This is a genomic window from Roseovarius sp., from assembly GCF_030373445.1.
GTDB lineage: Bacteria > Pseudomonadota > Alphaproteobacteria > Rhodobacterales > Rhodobacteraceae > Roseovarius.
In genome coordinates, this window is the sequence record NZ_JAUCYU010000017.1 from 87966 (window position 1) to 105585 (window position 17620).

Consider the following 17620-nt stretch of genomic DNA (forward strand, 5'->3'; position numbering starts at 1 on the left):
TGGCTCAGCGCCGCCAGTCGGCGAAGGAAAGGCCCTTGGCCGCGCACTCCTCGATGAGCGGGCTGGGCGCCCAGACCAGCGGGTCTTCCTGCGCCAGTTTCCGCAGCCCTTCCAGCACCTTGGCGGGCCCCAGCGTGTCGGCGTAATGCATCAGCCCGCCGCGCCAGCGGGGGAAGCCCTGGCCGAAGACGGTGACGAGGTCGATATCGGTGGCCGAGGCGGCAATGCCCTGGTGAAGGATGTCCGCCGCCTCGTTGATCAGCGCCAGCAGCAGGCGGTGGCGGATCTCCTCGGGCCGGTAGTCGCAGCGCTCGACTTTTGCATAGCGGGCCTCTTCCAGCGCAAGATCGGCGACGATCGGGTCGTCGACCTTGCCGCCGCCGGGGTAGCGGTACCACCCTGCCCCGGTCTTCCGGCCCAGCTTGCCCAGTTCGACCATCCGGTCGGCCACGGGAATGTAGCGGCGGGTCGGGTCGCGGGTGGCATCCTGCCGGCGGCGCTCGGCATGGGCAAGGTCGAGGCCGGTGTTGTCCTGCGCCTCGAACGGGCCCGTGTCAAAGCCGAACTCGACCATGGCCTCGTCGACCTCCCACGGGGTGGAGCCGTCCATCAGGACGGTTTCGGCGGCCTCGGCATAGCGCGCGAGGAGGCGGCGGCCGATGGCGCGCCCCGCGCGCCGGGAGAGAACGGGCAGCATGCCGAGAGCCCCGGCAAGGTCGTACGCGGTGGCACGGGCCAGGTCGGAGCTTGCCGCGCCGGGGACGATTTCCAGCAGGCCCGCCGACTGCTCCGGTGCGGAGAAATGCAGGCCGACAACGAGGGTCGGGTCGGGCGCGTGCCGGGCAAGGCGGTCGATCTCGTGCAACGCGGTGGTCGCGAGGACCGCGCCGCGCGGCAGGGCGGACAGCAGGCCGGCACGTTCCTCGCCCGCGCCGTCAGCGGAGTCGATCACCAGCCTGACCGGCCCGGCGCCGGCCAAATCGCCGGCAAGGGTCAGCGCCGCGCGGCGGGCGGCGGCGGTATCGTCGGTCAGCCGCCCGTGGCGCCGGGCAAGGTCGAACTGCCGGTCGATCCCCGAGGTGGCGCAACAGGGCCCGTCATCGCCCGTTTCCACAAGGGTCACCGGCAGGCCCGCCATCAGCAGGGCGAACGCGATAGTCGAGCCGAGAAAACCCGAACCCAGCACGGCGACCCGGTCGAGCCCCGGGCGGGGCGTGTTCTCGAACCGCTCCGGCGCCCGGGCGGCGCGCTCGGCGAAGAAGACGTGGTTCAGGGCCTTCGACTGGGCGGAATGGCTCAGGTCGAGGAAGGCGGCACGCTCCTGTATCAACCCGTCATCGAAGGGCATGTACTGGGAGACCTCGATCAGGTCGATGGCACGCTGCGGGGCGACCTGGCCGGGCATGTTGGCCTCGGCCGCGCGGCGGGCGGCATCGAAGATGCAGGGCGACAGCTCGCCGGGCTCAAGCCGGTTGACTGGCAGCTTCGCCCGCAGCACGTCGCAACCGAGCCGTTCGGCGGCGCCGGAAGGATCGGCGGCAACCTCGTCGACGAGGCCGATTGTCCTGGCCTCCTCCGCCGAGACGGTACGCGCGTTCGGGATCAGCTCGAGCGCCTTTTCCAGCCCGACAAGGCGCGGCAGGCGTTGCGTGCCCCCCGCCCCTGTCACCACGCCCAGCGTGACCTGTGTCAGGCCCAGCCGGGTGCCGGGGGCAACGATGCGATAGCGGCAGGCAAGCATCAGCTCCAGCCCGCCGCCCAGCGCCGTGCCATGGGCCACGGCAATCCACGGCACGCGGCTTCGCTCGATCCGGTTCAGCACGTCGGGCAGGTACGGCTCGGGCGGCGGCGCGCCAAGTTCGCGGATATCGATGCCCGCGGAAAACAGGCGCCCGCGCGCCGACAGGATGACACGCTCCAGCCCCTCGGCCTCGGCCCAGTCCACGGCGGCCAGCAGCCCCTTGCGGATGCCCGGCCCGATCGCGTTCACGGGCGGGGTGTCGATCTCGACATATCCGGTCGCCCCCTCCCGGCGCGTATGGACCGTCATGCGCTTGCCTCTCTGCCCCTCCAGTCGGCCTGTGAGGGAAATAACGCGATCTTTGCCGGGGGCAAATCCCCGTGTTTCCGGGGTCAGGCGGGGGGTTCGTCGAGGAAGCCGCGGGCGCGGATCAGATCGACCAGTTCCTCGGCGGAGGCATGAAGCGGCTTGCCGGTGGTGTCGAGCTGGGCCTCCGCCTGTTCGTAGAGCGCCTCGCGGCTTTTCAGGATGCTGCGAAGCTGTTCCATGGCCTCGGGGTTGCCGGCCATGGGGCGGGTGTCGCCCTGGTTGCGGACGCGGCTCATGTGTTCCTCGGGGCGGGCCTGGATCCAGATGGTGTGGAAATGGGCCAGCAGGGTCTTGAAAGTGTCGGGCTCCGCCACGATACCGCCGGCGGCGGCGAGGACCACGGTGTCATGGGTGGCGATGATGCGGCTGAGCGCCTGCGATTCCAGTTCGCGATAGCCTTCCTGGCCGTAAAGCGCCACGACCTCGGCGACCGGCATGCCGGCATGTTCCTCGATCTCGATATTGAGTTCGAGGAAGGGGGTGTGCAGCATCTGCCCCGCCATCGCGCCAAGCGTCGACTTGCCGGCGCCGCGCAGCCCGATGAGGCAGATGCGGCGGGCGCGCAGCTGGTCGGGGCTGTGGGTGCTCAGCGCCTCCATCGCGGCCTGCCGCTTCTCGGCGGTGGCGGCGCGGTAGAGGTCGGCGATGCGCAGCGCGTCCGAGGTCCAGGGGTCGTCCTGGCCCACGAACCATTCGATCCGGTGATCGAGGGCCGAGGCCACGCGCTGCAGAAGGCCGATGGAGATGTTCCCCTCCCCGGCTTCGAGCTGGGCGAGGTAGCGGGGCGAAACGCCCGAGCGTTCCGAGATCACCCGGCGGGGCACGCCCTTCAGCTCGCGCGCCTTGCGCACGCGCATGCCGACGCGCTGCATCAGGTCTTCCACCTCGAGGTCGAGGCTGTCCTTCGGCGCGTTTGCCGTGACTTCGCCCCGGAAGTTGGTGATTTCGGCCATGCTGCCCGCCTTGAGAAATATAGTGCAGAATTTTAAAGGAAAACGGGTCGAACACAACCCTCAAGGTTGGCAATATGGTGCAGGTTGCCCCCTGCGCCACCTACCTGCCGGACGTGGTCGAAGCCTATCAGACCCGCTCAGGCGGGCACAAGGTGCCGCTCGACGAGGGCGCGGATTTCCTGCGGTGGCGGCGCCTTCCGGAACTCCGACGCGGTGATGAAGACGCTGACGAAATCGCCCGAGAAACACAGCGTGCCGTCCTGGTAACCGTCGACATGGAACCCGATCGAGGTTTCGCCCAGCCGGTTGGGCCAGACCCGGCAGATCAGCCGGTGCCGGGGCGTGATCGGCGAGGTGAACTGAAGCGACATCGACACGAAGGGCGTGCCCATGTTCCGGTCGATCTCCATCTGGAACCAGCCGCCGCCCAGGTGATGCTCCCACCAGCCGTTGATCGCGTCGAGCGCGAAGCAAGGGATGCGCCCGGTATAGGCGATGCGCGCGGGGTCGCAATCGGCCCAGGTGACGCGGATCTCGTGCTCGTAGATACCGGCGTCGCCCGGCCCGCCCTGATCGTCCATCGGCCTAGTAGGTCTCCACGTGGTAGCGGCCCTCGTCGCGCATGGTGTCGCGCAGGTCGTGCCAGGGCTGGCCGATGCTTTCGGCGATGTTGGCGAAGGCGTGTTCCACCCCTTCCTCCATCCCGCGGAGGCCGCAGATATAGATATGGGTCTTCGGGTCCTGCAGCAGGTCGGCGACCACCTCCTCTTCCACGGCCATCCGGTCCTGCACGTATTCGCGGGGCTTGTCGGGCAGGCGGCTGAAGACGAGGTGCTTTTGCAGCAGGGTGTCGGGCACTTTCCGCAAGGGGCCGAAATACGGCAGGCTTTCCGGCGTGCGGGCGCCGAAGAACATGGTCATGCCGCCCGATTTCTCGCCCACCGCACGCTGGCGGCGCATGGTGAAGGCCCGCATCGGGGCCGAGCCGGTGCCAGTGCAGACCAGCAGCAGCCGCGCTTCGGGGTCGTCGGGCATCAGGAAGGTCGCGCCGAACGGGCCGGTGACCTTGACCTTGTCGCCCTTCTTCAGGTCGCAGACGTAGTTGGAACAGACGCCATGCTCTTCCCGCTTCACGGTGAGCGAGACGTTGTTGTAGTTCGGCCGCTCGCCGTCGCGCGGGCTTGAGACGGAATAGAGCCGCGGCAGGTGGGGCTTGCCGTTCTCGTCCTCGCCCGGGGCGATGATGCCGATCGACTGGCCTTCCAGCACCGGGAAGGGCTTGCCCTCGAAGTTCAGGATGATGTGGCGGACGTCCGAGTCGCTCTCGTCATGGGTCAGCCCGTAATTGCCCTGCACCACCGCCTCGACCGGGTTGGCGAGGTTGTAGAGGTTGACCGTGGGCTTGGCGGCCGAGGCCGGCGCCTTCGACTTGCCGCCGGCACCCTTGTGCGCCTCGGCCAGCAGCGCGGCCATCGCGTCGTCCAGCGCCTCGATCCCGCCTTCGGTGCCGGCGCCCGCGGCCTCGATTTCTTCCTGCTCGGGCAACTCCTCCCACGAGAACTGCTCGTCCAGCGAATAGGGCTCCTTGACCACGCGCCATTCGTCGATGCTGCCGGTGGGGCAGACCGGGATGCAGGCCATGCAGTAATCGCACTTGTCGGGGTCGACCACGACGTTGTTGTCGTCATGGGTGATCGCCTCGATCGGGCAGGTCATCTCGCAGGTGTAGCAGCGGATGCAGATTTCCGGGTCGATCAGGTGTTGCTTGATCGGCTGGTTCATGCCTCGCCCCCTTTCAGAACATGGTCCGGCAGGGTCAGCGCCTCGATCAGGGCCGCGCAGGTGCCCTTGCAGCCCGTACAGCCGATGCACCTGCCGCGCAGGGCGGCCAGTTCGTCGCCCAATGCGCTCATGTTGGGCTTGTGGCCGATGTGGCGATCGATCTGCATTGTCTCCTCCGGTGGAATTGGGGAATGCCGGCCCCGCGACAGGCAGGGCCGGCGCTTGCCATGGCGGGTTACGCCATGTGCAGTTTGACGTATTCGAAGTCGCCCGGCTTGTTGTCGATGCCGACTTTCGGCGGGGCGATCCAGCCGGCGAACTTGCCGGGCTCGGTGACCTGCTCCATCAGCGACTGGATGAAATCGCCGTCGGCCTTGGTGGGCAGCCAGTCGGCCATGCCCTTCTCGTACTCGGCCTCCGACACGATCTCGCCCTCGGGGTTGAACTTGTGCCCGGCGAAGACACCGATCTGCCGGTTGAAGCTTTCATGCGGCAGCTTGAGCTTGAAGTCGACTCCGGCCTTCTCGATGATCTTGTTCCACCGGCCGATCCCGCCCGAAGCGTCGCGGGTATAGTCGTCGCGCAGGCGCATGTTGATGGCGGTCAGCGCCGGCACCTGTTTCTGCACGGCCTTGCCATCCTCGAAATCCCACACGGTATAGGTGTCGCCCTCGAGCTTGTGGTCATCCTCGATCCGGTGCTCGTGATAGCGGCCCTTGACGCCGGCGTTGAACGCATTGGCGGCGTTGGTCGACACTTCCTGACCGAACAGGTCGAGCGACAGGGTGTAGTGCAGGTTCAGCTTCTTCTGCACGGTCGGCAGGTCGATCACGCCCAGCGCCCGGATCTTGTCGGTATCGTAGGGGTCGTCGATGCCGTTTTCCTTCATCACCTGGCAGGTCCGCTCGATGGTGCGGCCGACGCCGGTTTCGCCCACGAACATGTGGTGCGCTTCCTCGGTCAGCATGAAGCGGCAGGTGCGCGACAGCGGGTCGAAGCCCGATTGCGCAAGGCTTTCCAGCTGCATCTTGCCGTCACGGTCGGTGAAGTAGGTGAACATGAAGAACGACAGCCAGTCGGGCGTTTCCTCGTTGAACGCGCCCAGCATCCGGGGCGCTTCCTCCGAACCGGACGACCGGCGCAGCAGGTCGTCGGCCTCTTCCCGGCCATCGGCGCCGAAATACTTGTGCAGCAGGTAGACCATCGCCCACAGGTGCCGGCCCTCTTCCACGTTCACCTGGAAAAGGTTGCGCATGTCGTAGAGCGACGGTGCGGTCAGCGCCAGGAAGCGCTGCTGCTCGACCGAGGCGGGCTCGGTATCGCCCTGGATGACGATCAGGCGCTTCATCATGTTGCGGTATTCGCCCGGCACTTCCTGCCAGGCCGGTTCGCCCACGTGCTCGCCGCAGGGGATCTTGCGGTCTTCCACCTGCGGGGCCAGCAGCACGCCCCAGCGGTACTCGGGCATCTTGACGTAGTCGAACTTGGCCCAGCCCTTGGGGTCGACGCTGACGGCGGTGCGCAGGTAGACCAGCGATTGCTGGAAATTGTCGGGGATCAGGTCGTTCCACCAGTTGATATACCCGGGGTGCCACTTTTCCAGCGCCTTCAGAACGCGCTTGTCCGAGGACAGGTTCACGTTGTTGGGAATCTGCGTGTCGTAGCTGACATTGATGAGATCGAGCATGTTTTAGGTCTCCCAGTTGCGCCGGTCAGACGCGTTCCATGTTGTACTTGCCGCGCAGGCCGCTGCCGTAGCGTTGCAGCGCGCCCTCCTCGCCGACGGCGTTCGGCCGGTTGAAAATCCAGTTCTGCCAGGCGGTCAGCCGCCCGAAGATCCGGGTTTCCATGGTTTCGGGGCCGGCAAAGCGCAGGTTGGCTTCCATCCCCGTCATCGCATCCGGGCTGAACGAGGCGCGCTCTTCCATGAAGATGCGGATCTCGTCCTCCCAGTCGATATCGTCATAGGCGAAGGTGACGAGGCCGGCCTCCTTGGCCGCCTCGGCCTCCAGCGGTTCGCCGGTCCTGGCCTTCAGCTCCGCCACGTGGCCGGGCTGGCCAAGAAAGCGGGTCTCGAGCCGGGTCAGGTCGTTGCCCATCGGGTATTGCCCGAAATTGGCATCGCTCAGGGTGACGGTGGCGACGGGGCGGTTGTCGCCCTCGAACTCGTCCTCCATCATGTAGGAGCGGTCGACGGCCCACAGCAGCTCGGCCAGCACGCCCGCGAAACAGGAGCCGTGCTCGACCAGCGCGACAAGGCTGCGCGAGGTCACGTCGATCCGCTTCAGGACGCGCTTCCAGTATTGCAGGGTCTCGTTGGCAAGCCAGTTGTCCTTGTTGTCGAGCAGGACCTTTTCATGCGCCAGCACAGCCTCGGGGTCGCCCTGGGTGCGGAAGGTCAGCAGGCCCAGCTCGGCCTCGTTGAGGCGCAGGTGCAGGATGGCATCGTCCAGCTCGCGGGCGAGCTTCAGCAGGTAGGATTGATCCCCCTGCCCCTCCAGCGCGGCGGCATCGGCGGGCGCCTCGCCATCGGGGCCCTTGAGCGTGATGGTCGCCCGGCGGCGGTCGCGGTCAAGCTCCACCTCGACCAGCGAATAGGTCAGCGAGCCGTCCTCGCCGATGGTGCGGTCGATGGGGCCGAGCGTGATGCCCTTGCCGGTGGCCTTCTTCGAGGCGGCGGCGAATTCCTTCGCGCGCTCCTGCACCGTAGCGTCGAATTTCGAGTTGGGGATCACCTCGTCGACGAGATCCCAGTCCTTGGCCCGCTTGCCGCGCACGCCTTCCTCGATCGAGCAGAACACGTCGGCCAGATCACGGCGCACCTTGCGCTTGTCGGTCACCCGGGTCAGGCCGCCGGTGCCCGGCAGCACGGCCAGCAGCGGCACCTCGGGCAGCGCGACCGAGGACGTGCTGTCATCGGTCAGCATGATGTGGTTGCAGGCAATCGCCAGCTCGTACCCGCCCCCCGCGCAGGAGCCTTTTACGGCGGCAATGTATTTCTGGCCCGAGTCGGCCTCGGCCGCCTCGTAGGTATTGCGCGTCTCGTTGGTGAACTTGCAGAAGTTGACCTTGTGGCTGTGCGCCGCGCCGCCCAGCATCCGGATATTGGCGCCGGCGCAGAACACCTTGTCCTTGCCCGACTGCATGACGACGACCTTCACCTCCGGATGCTCGAAGCGCATCCGCTGGACGATGTCGGCCAGCTCGATATCGACGCCGAGGTCGTAGGAGTTCAGCTTGAGCTGGTAGCCGTCGAACAACCCGCCATCCTCGTCGACATCCATGTAGAGGTTGGCGATGTCGCCATCATACTCGACGCGCCAGTGGCGGTATTTCGACGGGTCGGTCTGAAAATCTATGGTCTTGGTCACCGCGGCGTCCTCCCGGTTCGAGCCAATCTTGCTTGTGCGTTAAGTTGCATCATAGTGCTTATGGGTGGGCATGTAAACCGCAAAGCCCGTGTTTTGTGCACGATATAACCCCTTATTTCATTAGTTTATGGCGGGCAATTGCCAATCTGGCGGGATTTGGCATTATTTTGCACACCCCTCACCCGGTATGTGCCCGCGCGTGATTCCTCATCTCTTCCACCTCCGCGCGGCCCAGCCCCATCAGCCTCTCCTGCCCCTGCAGGAAGGCCTCGCGCAGGGCCGTGTCGGCCAGCGCGGCGATGCGGCGGGCGGCATTCTCGCGGCCCATCCGCGCCTTCAGCCCGCCATTGGCCAGCTGGATCAGCCCCTGCAGCAGGTGCCGCTCGGCGCTGGCGGGGGGCAGGACCATCCAGACGGCCTCCCACAGTTCATGGGCCTCCCAGAAATACCCTTGCGCAAACGCCTCCTTCCCGCCGAGGAACGCCGCGCTTTGCGCCATTTCCTCCGGTGTCATCGCCGGCGAAAGCCCCTCCTTCAGCGGCTCGAAAATCGCCTCGTCTGGCCGCTCGGTCTTCCCCGGAAGGTAGGGCCGGGGCGGCAGGGTCAATGCCGGGGCGCGGGTCACGGTGCGGGGCTCACGCGACCTCGACCTCCGCCGCCTCGATCCGGGTCAGGCGCGCGGTGAACTCGGCCACCGCCGCCAGCGTCTTCTCGGGCTGGTCCATGTGGGGCGAATGCCTGCACGCGTCGATCACGGCCGTATCGACCGGCGCATAGCTGCGGGTCTCGACCTCCTCGACCTGCGCCAGCGTGCCGTACTGGTCCTCGCGCCCCTGGATCACCAGCGACGGAATGCGCAGGTAGTCGATCACCTCGGCCACGTTCCACGCCCTGAAGCCCGGGTCGAGCCACGCGTCGTTCCAGCCGCGGAAGGTGGCCTCGGGGTCGCGATGGTACTTGGCCATCCGGGTTTTCATGTCGCCCTCCGCGAACACCTCGCGCGCCTTGGCGATCTCGGCCAGGCCCATCTCCTCGGTGAAGAAATGCGGCGCCATCAGGATCAGGCCGCGCACGCGGTAGTCTTCCACCCTCCCGGCATATTCCGCGGCAATCGTGGCCCCGTCGGAATGTCCGAACAGGATCACCGGCCCATCGCCCAGCGCGTTCAGCACGTCGGGCAGCACGTCGACTGCCTCGCGCGTCATGTAATCCAGCGGCCGGGGCAGGTCGGCCGGGTCCGACTGGCCATAGCCCGCGCGGGAAAAGGCGAAAACCGGGCAGCCCGTGGCCTGCGCCACCCGCTCGGGGAAGTCGCGCCAGAGGGCGAGGCAGCCCAGCCCCTCGTGCAGCATGACGATCACCGGGTTTTCCCCCGGCGCCGCGCCGAACGCGGCCCATTCCAGCGATTTGCCGCCCGCCGTCAGCGTGCCCTTGCCGGCGTTCCAGTCGATGCTCATCACGCGCTCTCCCTCAGTTTGAAACGTTGGATCTTGCCGGTGGCGGTCTTCGGCAACTCGTCGACCACCTCGATCCAGCGGGGGTATTTCCACATGCCGATCTTGTCCTTCACGTAGCCCTTGAGCGTGTCGGCATCGACCTTTTCGGCCCCATCCTTCAGCACCACATAGGCGGCGGGCTTGATCAGGTCCTGATCGTCCGCCCGGCCGATGACCGCGGCTTCGAGGATGGACGGGTGTTCGACCAGCGTCTGCTCGACCTCGAAGGGGCTGACCCAGATGCCCGAGACCTTGAACATGTCGTCGGTCCGCCCGCAATACACGTAGCGGCCCTCGGGCGTGCGTTCATACTTGTCGCCCGTGCGGGTCCAGTGCCCGGCGAAGGTCGACATGGATTTGTGCCGGCGGTTCCAGTAGCCCTCGGCGCTCGACGGGCCGCGCACCAGCAGCTCGCCCACTTCACCCTCGGCCACGTCCTCGTCATGCTCGTCCACCAGCCGCACCTCGTAACCGGGCACCGCCGTGCCGGAGGTGCCGTAGACGATGTCGTCGGGCCGGTTCGACAGGAAGATATGCAGCATCTCGGTCGAGCCCACGCCATCGACGATATGCGCGCCCCAGAGACGGTGCCATCGCTCGCCCACCTCGCGCGGCAGCGCCTCGCCGGCGGAGGTGCAGAGGCGGATGCAATGATCGGGCGGCGTGCCCGCCTTCTCCTGCTCGAAGACCAGCGCGGCATAGAGCGTCGGCACCCCGCAGAAGATAGTCGGCTTCTCCTCCTTCATGATGCGGAAGACCAGGTCGGGCGTCGGCCGCCCGGCGGCAATCACCGTGGTCGCGCCCACCGACATCGGGAAGGACATGGCGTTGCCCAGCCCGTAGGCAAAGAACATCTTGGCGACGGAATAGACCGTGTCGTCCTCGGTGATCCCCAGCACATCGCGCGAGAAGCACTCGGCCGTGGCCTGCAGGCTGGAATGCACGTGCCGCACGCCCTTGGGCGCGCCGGTCGAGCCCGAGGAATAGAGCCAGAAGGCCAGCTCGTCGGCGCTGGCCTCGACCGTCTCGATCTCTGGCGCGTCCTTGACGAAGGACTGGTAACTTCCGGTGCCCTCGGGCGCCTCGCCGATCACCACCACGGCGCGCAGGTAGCGGTTGTCCTGTACTGCGGGCGCCACCGTCTCCCACAGCGATTGCGACACCACGAGAACCGAGGCCCGGCTGTCGGAAAGGATGCTGTCATAGACCTGCGTCGACAGAAGCGTGTTGAGCGGCACCGGGATGGCCCCGGCCTTGAGCGCGCCCCAGAAGATCACCGGGAACTCGACCTGGTCCTGCACGATCATCGCGACCCGCTCCTCGCGCCGCACGCCGTGCCGCTCCAGCGCCCCGCCGAAGCGGGCGGCTTCCTGTGCCAGCTGGCCATAGGTCAGGCTGCGCTTCGCACCATCGGCCTCGCGGAAGGCCACCTTGTCGGAACGGCCCTCCTCGATGTGGCGGTCCACGAAATAGAGTGCGGCATTGTCGTTCATTGATGGGTCCTCCTCCCGTCGCCGGGCGCGGGGCCCGGCGTGCCCGGCCTACTTGCCGGTAAACTCGATCGCGCCCTGCGGCAGCAGGTAGAGCACGTAGGCATCGCCCCCGGTGACCGTCGGGTGATGGTCGGTGCCGGGCTCGTAGACATACCAGCCCTCGGCGAAGCCATCGAAATGCGGCTGGCCGTCAAGGCCCATGATCGCACCGATCTCGCCCGTGGGATGGATGTGATGGGGCCCGCGTACATCCTTCATGCGCACCACGTCGACGCTGAAATCCCCCGCCGCGCCGCCGGGCTTCACGGCCCGGCCAAAGCGGATGCCGCCGGCCTCGCGCGACATCAGCCAGCCGTCCCGCTCGCCCTCGGCGCACAGCTCGCGCAGCTCGGCGAATTCGGGGCCGTCCTTCGGCCATGTCTTGTTGAGATACCCGGCCAGACCGGCGTCGAGCGGCTTGCCCTCGATGGCCTCCGCAACCTCGCCGACCAGGGCCTCGAAACGTTCCTGCGACATGTGTGCCTCCTCCCGAATTGGCCACGACAGAATCGAATAGAGCGGTTTGGTCGTATAATGCACTTGTTGCGCAATATTGCAACATTCACCTTTACAATCTGCACTTTTTTGCATAGACAGGAATCGATACCTGCCCGTAGTCTCGGCAAGGATATCGTTAGGGAGGATACCAATGAAGAAACTGTTTCTGACCGCTGCGGCGGCATCACTGCTCGCCGTGACCGGGGCAAGCGCACAGACGAAGGTCGGCGTGCTGCTGCCCTATTCCGGCACCTACGCGGCCCTCGGCAACGAGATCACCCTCGGCTTCAACATGGCGCTGGAAGAGGCCGGGCGCACCGGCGAATTCGAGCTGGTCAAGGAAGACACCGAGGCGAAACCGCCGGTCGGGCTGGCCAAGGCGCGCAAGCTGGTGCTCGAGGACGAGGTCGACGTCATCATGGGCCTCGTGTCCTCGGGCGTGCTCGGCGCGGTGCGGGATTTCGTCGACGGCGCGGAAGTGCCGCTGATCGTCGCCAATGCCGGCAATGACGAGGCGACGGGCGAGGCCTGCTCGCCCTACATCACGCGCGTGTCCTTCTCGAACGGGCAGGTGTCGCGCCCGATGGGCGAATGGCTGGCCGAGCAGGGCGTCAAGACGGCCTACACCCTGGCCCCCGACTATGCCGCTGGGCACCAGATGGTCGACGCGTTCAGCCAGAAATTCACCGAGGGCGGTGGCGAGGTCGTGGGCGGCGAATTCACGCCCTTCGGCCAGACCAGCGATTTCGGGCCCTACCTGACCAACGCCAAGTCGTCGGGCGCCGAGGCGCTCTTCGTGTTCTACGCCGGCGGCGAGGCGATCAGCTTCGTCAAGCAGTACGGCTCGTTCGACCTCAAGGAAGACCTGCCGCTCTACGGCTCGGGCTTCGTGACCTCGCCGCTCTACGTGGCCGCCGAAGGCGACGCCGCCGTGGGCGTCATCGCCTCGCTGCACTACGTGCCGACGGTCGATAACGAGCTGAACACCAAGTTCGTCGAGACCTACAAGGCCGCGCAGGACAAGGCGCCGTCGGAGTTCACCATCCAGGGCTACGACGCCGCCAAGGCACTGATGGCCGCCATCGACTCGGGCGCCAGCGACCGCGCCTCGATCGCCGAGGCGCTGCGGGGCCTGACCTTCGACAGCCCGCGCGGCCCGGTCGAGATCGACGCCGCCACCAACAACATCGTGCAGGACGTCTATATCTACGAGACCGTCAAGGAAGGCGACGGCCTGACCCAGAAGGTCCTTGGCAAGATCGAAGCCGTGCGCGACGAGCCGAACGGCTGTCAGCTCGACTAAGACCACGCAAGGTGTCGCCCCCGGACCGGGCCGGTTCGGGGGTGTACCTTCTGCAAACCAACCCGGGGTGAAAAGGGGCCGGTCATGGATGCGGGTTTCTGGGTTCTTCAGTTCCTGAACGCACTGCAATACTCGATGCTGCTGTTCCTGCTGTCGATCGGGCTGACGGTGATCTTCGGGCTGCTGCATTTCGTCAACCTCGCCCACGGGGCGCTCTACATGATGGGCGCCTACCTGGGCATCTCGGCGGCGGCGCTGACCGGCAGCTACTGGGGCGCGTTCATCCTTGCGCCGCTGGGTGTCACGGCGATCGGCGCGCTGCTCTACTTCACCCTGATCGACCGGCTACGCGGCGCCGGACCGATGAACCAGGTGCTGGTCACCTTCGGGCTGATCTTCGTCTTCCTCGACATCGCCCGGCTGGGCTGGGGCGACATCGCGCTGGGGCTCGACGCGCCGGCGGGGCTGTCGGGCACCTCCAACCTCTTGGGCGTCTCCTACCCGACCTACCGGCTTTTCATCATCGGCCTCGGCGCGGTGGTGATGGCGGTACTGTGGCTCGTGCTGGCCCGCACGCAGATCGGCGCGATGATCCGCGCCAGCGTGGAAAACGGCGACATGGCCGCCGCGATGGGCATCAACGTGGGGCGGCTGTTCTTCGCGGTCTTCTGCGTCGGCTGCGCGCTGGCCGGGCTGGCGGGCGTCGTGGCCGCGCCGGTCTTCTCGGCCACCACGGGCATGGGCATCTCGATCCTGATCCCGACGCTGATCGTCGTCGTCATCGGCGGCCTTGGCAGCCTCCAGGGCGCCATCGCGGGCTCGCTCATCGTCGGCCTGATCGAAACCGTCGGCGCGGCCTTCCTGCCAAGCTTCGCCGCCGTGGCAAGCTACCTGCTGCTGGCCGCGATCCTTGTCCTGCGCCCGCAAGGGCTGATCCCGGCGCGAGGAACCTGAGCCGATGTTCCACCAGACCCCGACCCGTTCCATCGTCCTTGTCTTCGCACTCGTGGCGCTCGCGCTCTACGCCATCTACGGCGGCTATTTCGCCCGCGAGATCGTGGTGGAAATCGCCATCCTCGCCATCCTCGCCATCAGCATCGACGTGGTGGCGGGGTTCGGCGGTATGGTCTCGCTCTGCCACGGTGCCATCATGGGCGTCTCGGCCTATACCTACGGCATCCTGACGGCCAAGCTGGGCTATCCCGCCCTGCCCTCGGCCGTGGCCGCCATCGGCGCGGCGGCGGTGTTCGGCACCGTGGTCGGCTGGATCACCGCGCGCACCACCGGCATCTATTTCATCATGGCCACCCTCGCCTTCGGACAGATGGCCTATACCGTGATCTTCAAATCCCGCTGGCTGGGCGGCGATGACGGGATGGGCGGCCTGCCAAGGTTCGACTTCGACTGGGCCGGCATCGCCATGAACAAGTCGCTGCCCTTCGCGCTCTACGCCCTGCTGCTGGTGCTGCTGTGCTACGTCGCCGCCGCCTGGGTCATGCGCTCGGCCTTCGGGCGCACCCTCTGCGGCATCCACTCCAACGAGCCGCGGATGCGCGCCATCGGTGTCAGCACCATCATCCACCGCGCCCGCGCCATGGGCTTCTCCGGCCTGCTGGCGGGCGTCGCGGGCATCATCGCGGGCCAGCACATCCAGTACATCTCGCCCGAACTGCTGTTCTGGACGGTGTCGGGCGAGGCGCTGATCGTGGTGATCCTCGGCGGTCTCGGCACGCTGATCGGCCCGATGATCGGCGCCATCGCCTTCGTCCTGCTCAAGCACGAGCTGAGCGGCTATACCGACCACTGGCACATCGTCGTGGGCCTTGTCCTGATCGCCACGGTGCTCGCGGGCGGCCGCGGCCTTTACGGCCAGATCGAGCACTGGATGACCCGGCGCAAGGCCAGGGGGGCGGCGCAGAATGCTTGACGTCCACAACCTCTCCAAGGCTTTCGGCGGGCTGCAGGTCACGCGCAACGTCTCGTTCAAGCTGGAACAGGGCGAACGCCGGGTGATCCTCGGGCCCAACGGCGCGGGCAAGACCACGCTCTTCAACCTGCTGGTGGGCGAGCTGAAGCCCACGGCGGGCGACATCCTCGTCGGCGGCACGTCGATCTCCGGCATGAGCGTCAGCCAGCGCTCGCGCATGGGGCTGTCGCGCAGCTACCAGAAGAACAACCTCTTCGAGGACCTCACCGTGCGCGAGAACCTGACGCTGGCCGCGGCGGCCGCGCAGGGCAAGATCGCCTGGCTGGTCAAGGACAGCTTCCGCGACCGCGGCGTGAAGGAGGCGGTCGAGGAAGCCGCCGAACTGGTCTCGCTCACCGACCTGCTGGATACGCCCGTCAAGGCCGCCTCCTACGGCAACCGGCGGCAGCTCGAAGTGGGCATCGCCCTGGCCACCCGGCCCAAGCTCCTGCTGATGGACGAGCCCACCTCGGGCGTCGGCCCCTCGATGATCGAGGGCTTCCACCGGCTGCTGAAATCATTGCCCGAAGAGCTGACCGTGCTGATCATCGAGCATGACATGGACCTCGCCTTCGACGTGGCCGACCGGATCACCGTGCTGAATTTCGGCGAGGTGGTGTTCGAGGGCACACCGGACGAGACGCGCGGCAACCCGGTCGTGCGCGACATCTACCTGGGGGACTGGCAGCAGGATGCTTGAGCTGGAAGGGATCGAAACCGGCTATGGCGAGACCCGCGTGGTGCACGGGCTCGACCTGAAGGTGCGCGAGGGCACGGTCCACGCGCTCCTGGGCCGGAACGGGGTGGGCAAGTCGACCACGCTGAAATCGGTGATCGGTCAATTGCCGCTGACGGCGGGGCGCGTCACGCTGGCCGGCCAGCAGATCTCCGGCAAGCTGCCCTATGACATCGCCCGGCTGGGCGTGGCCTACGTGCCCGAGACGCGGGACATCTTCGGCGCCCTGACGGTGCGCGAGAACCTCGAACTCGCCGGCCGGCTGGCCGGGCCGGGGTCGGACTGGACGGTCGACAAGGTGGTGACGTTCTTCCCCAACCTCGCCGACCGCCTGAACAATGGCGGGCACGAGCTGTCGGGCGGCGAACAACAGATGCTGGCGGTGGGCCGCGCGCTGATGGCCGCACCCCGCATCCTGATGCTCGACGAACCGACCGAGGGGCTGGCGCCGATCATCATCCAGCAGATCTTCGGCAAGCTGAAGGAGCTGAAGGCCTCGGGGCTCACCATCCTGCTGGTCGAGCAGAACCTGAACTTCGCCCTCGGGCTCGCCGACGATATCAGCCTGATGGGCCGCGGCCAGATCGTCTGGCGCGGCGACGCGGCGGCGCTGGCCAGGGACGACGAGGCGCATACGAGGTGGCTGGGGGTCTGAGGCACCAACGCTAGACCGGACACGCCTTGCGCGGAACAAAGGCGCGCCAAGGGCGCGCCGCCGCGCATCGACCGCTGGCCGACAGGCGATTGCCTGCAATCGCCGAGAGGTGGGCCGCCCCGACGGCACGGCGATTTGGCAGACGCAAGCGCCACGCTCGAGTGACGGATGTACTTGGCAGGCATAAACTGCCCATCACCAACGTCGGATCGCCGCACCACGGCCCGCCGATGCGCGGCGCCTGCCCCTTCAAGCCGCCTTCCTGCGCCCCTTCAGCTTGTAAAGGCTTGCCGGCCGGTGCCGCCCGCCGGTGGTCTTCTTCTCCAGATCCTCAAGATCCCAATGCGAATTGATCCACTTGCGGAAATTCCGCTTCTCCAGCGGCTCGCCCTTGATCGTCTCGAAAGCCACCTGCGCCTGTGACAGGGTGAACTCCTCGGGCAGGAAGGAAAACACCACCGAGGCGTCATCCCCCAGGTCGGTCGACACCAGCTTCGCCAGCGCCATCCGCGCATCCTCGAGGATCGTCGCATGGTCGAAGGCCAGCTCCGGCAGCTTGTCGAAGGAGAACCACTCCGCCCGCGCCGCGTCGGTCGAGGCCACCAGCTTGAGCCGGTCCATCGGCACCAGCGTCAGGAACACAACCGTGATCACCCGTTCACGCGGGTCGCGGTCGGGCCGGCCATAGGCGCCAAGCTGCAGGAACGGCAGCCCTTCCAGCTGCGCGGGCGTCACCCCGGCCTCCTCCGCCAGCTCGCGCCGGGCGCCGGTCTCGAGGTCCTCGTCCATCTGGACGAACCCGCCCGGCAACGCCCAGCGCCCCTTGTAGGGCTCCCCGCCCCGCTCGATCAGCGCCACGTTGAGCCGCCCCTCGATGATGGAAAACACCGCCGTGTCGGTCGTGACGGCGGGATGCGGGTACTCGTATTGATAGGTCATGCTCACCTCTATGTGTATTGCCGACACTATATAGGCAGCGCGGTCGGTGTAAACACGGTTTTCCGCTGAACGTCCTTCGAAACTGCGCGGGAATCGGCCAATTCCGGGCAATCAGGCAGGGTGAGTCGGGGCTGGCACCGGGTCGGGAACGGCGCGCCCGCGCGGAAAATCCGAAATTGAATCCATCATTTTCAGTGCTTTACGCGGAATCTGCGTCGCGGGCCCATTAAGTGTCTTTACAACACTTATTGTTGGTGTCATATCTACACCATCGAAACA

General features: G+C 66.7%; 17 protein-coding genes. 5 read left to right on the forward strand and 12 right to left on the reverse strand.

Features of this window, described 5'->3' with window-relative positions:
- Positions 1-4 precede the first annotated feature (4 nt).
- The 11 genes from QUV18_RS23245 to QUV18_RS23295 all read right to left on the reverse strand — a co-directional run bounded on the left by QUV18_RS23245 (position 5) and on the right by QUV18_RS23295 (position 11721).
- A complete protein-coding gene (locus QUV18_RS23245; protein ID WP_300896552.1) occupies positions 5-2050 on the reverse strand; it encodes an enoyl-CoA hydratase-related protein in 2046 nt (681 codons plus the stop codon).
- An 83-nt stretch (positions 2051-2133) separates the two neighbouring features.
- A complete protein-coding gene (locus QUV18_RS23250; RefSeq protein ID WP_300896554.1) occupies positions 2134-3063 on the reverse strand; it encodes a helix-turn-helix transcriptional regulator in 930 nt (309 codons plus the stop codon).
- 137 nt (positions 3064-3200) lie between these two features.
- Positions 3201-3644: a thioesterase family protein gene (locus tag QUV18_RS23255; RefSeq protein WP_300896555.1), complete on the reverse strand. Its 444-nt coding sequence runs from the start codon at positions 3642-3644 to the stop codon at positions 3201-3203.
- Positions 3645-3648: 4 nt separating this feature from the next.
- Positions 3649-4845, reverse strand: a complete 1197-nt coding sequence (gene boxA, locus QUV18_RS23260; RefSeq protein WP_300896556.1) for a benzoyl-CoA 2,3-epoxidase subunit BoxA — start codon at positions 4843-4845, stop codon at positions 3649-3651.
- Complete coding sequence (locus QUV18_RS23265) at positions 4842-5012, reverse strand: hypothetical protein (protein WP_300896557.1); 171 nt, start codon at positions 5010-5012, stop codon at positions 4842-4844. The genes boxA and QUV18_RS23265 overlap by 4 nt, the downstream gene beginning before the upstream one ends.
- Before the next feature lie 68 nt (positions 5013-5080).
- Entirely contained in the window at positions 5081-6532 is a 1452-nt protein-coding gene (boxB, locus tag QUV18_RS23270; protein ID WP_300896558.1) for a benzoyl-CoA 2,3-epoxidase subunit BoxB, read from the reverse strand.
- 25 nt (positions 6533-6557) lie between these two features.
- Positions 6558-8216: a 2,3-epoxybenzoyl-CoA dihydrolase gene (gene boxC / locus QUV18_RS23275; protein WP_300896559.1), complete on the reverse strand. Its 1659-nt coding sequence runs from the start codon at positions 8214-8216 to the stop codon at positions 6558-6560.
- Positions 8217-8394: 178 nt separating this feature from the next.
- Positions 8395-8841, reverse strand: a complete 447-nt coding sequence (locus QUV18_RS23280) for a DUF309 domain-containing protein (protein ID WP_300896560.1) — start codon at positions 8839-8841, stop codon at positions 8395-8397.
- 10 nt (positions 8842-8851) lie between these two features.
- Positions 8852-9673, reverse strand: coding sequence for an alpha/beta hydrolase (locus tag QUV18_RS23285; RefSeq protein WP_300896561.1), 822 nt, complete (start codon positions 9671-9673; stop codon positions 8852-8854).
- On the reverse strand, positions 9673-11205 hold the full coding sequence (locus QUV18_RS23290) for a benzoate-CoA ligase family protein (protein WP_300896562.1): 1533 nt from the start codon (positions 11203-11205) through the stop codon (positions 9673-9675). Before QUV18_RS23290 ends, QUV18_RS23285 begins: the two co-directional genes overlap by 1 nt.
- A gap of 48 nt (positions 11206-11253) precedes the next feature.
- A complete protein-coding gene (locus QUV18_RS23295) occupies positions 11254-11721 on the reverse strand; it encodes a DUF4863 family protein (protein ID WP_300896563.1) in 468 nt (155 codons plus the stop codon).
- A gap of 172 nt (positions 11722-11893) precedes the next feature.
- On the opposite strand from QUV18_RS23295, the gene QUV18_RS23300 reads away from it, so the two are divergent.
- From QUV18_RS23300 to QUV18_RS23320, 5 genes are all read left to right on the forward strand, one after another.
- Positions 11894-13045: an ABC transporter substrate-binding protein gene (locus QUV18_RS23300; protein ID WP_300896564.1), complete on the forward strand. Its 1152-nt coding sequence runs from the start codon at positions 11894-11896 to the stop codon at positions 13043-13045.
- 84 nt (positions 13046-13129) lie between these two features.
- Positions 13130-13999, forward strand: coding sequence for a branched-chain amino acid ABC transporter permease (locus QUV18_RS23305; protein ID WP_300896565.1), 870 nt, complete (start codon positions 13130-13132; stop codon positions 13997-13999).
- Positions 14000-14003: 4 nt separating this feature from the next.
- Positions 14004-14972 (forward strand): branched-chain amino acid ABC transporter permease, encoded by a 969-nt coding sequence (locus tag QUV18_RS23310; protein WP_300896566.1) that lies wholly within the window; start codon positions 14004-14006, stop codon positions 14970-14972.
- Complete coding sequence (locus QUV18_RS23315; protein WP_300896567.1) at positions 14965-15711, forward strand: ABC transporter ATP-binding protein; 747 nt, start codon at positions 14965-14967, stop codon at positions 15709-15711. The genes QUV18_RS23310 and QUV18_RS23315 overlap by 8 nt, the downstream gene beginning before the upstream one ends.
- Complete coding sequence (locus QUV18_RS23320) at positions 15704-16402, forward strand: ABC transporter ATP-binding protein (RefSeq protein WP_300896568.1); 699 nt, start codon at positions 15704-15706, stop codon at positions 16400-16402. Before QUV18_RS23315 ends, QUV18_RS23320 begins: the two co-directional genes overlap by 8 nt.
- Positions 16403-16651: 249 nt before the next feature.
- Here the strand turns inward: QUV18_RS23320 and QUV18_RS23325 are convergent, their stop codons facing one another.
- Complete coding sequence (locus tag QUV18_RS23325) at positions 16652-17341, reverse strand: NUDIX domain-containing protein (RefSeq protein ID WP_300896569.1); 690 nt, start codon at positions 17339-17341, stop codon at positions 16652-16654.
- Between the last annotated feature and the right edge of the window lie 279 nt (positions 17342-17620).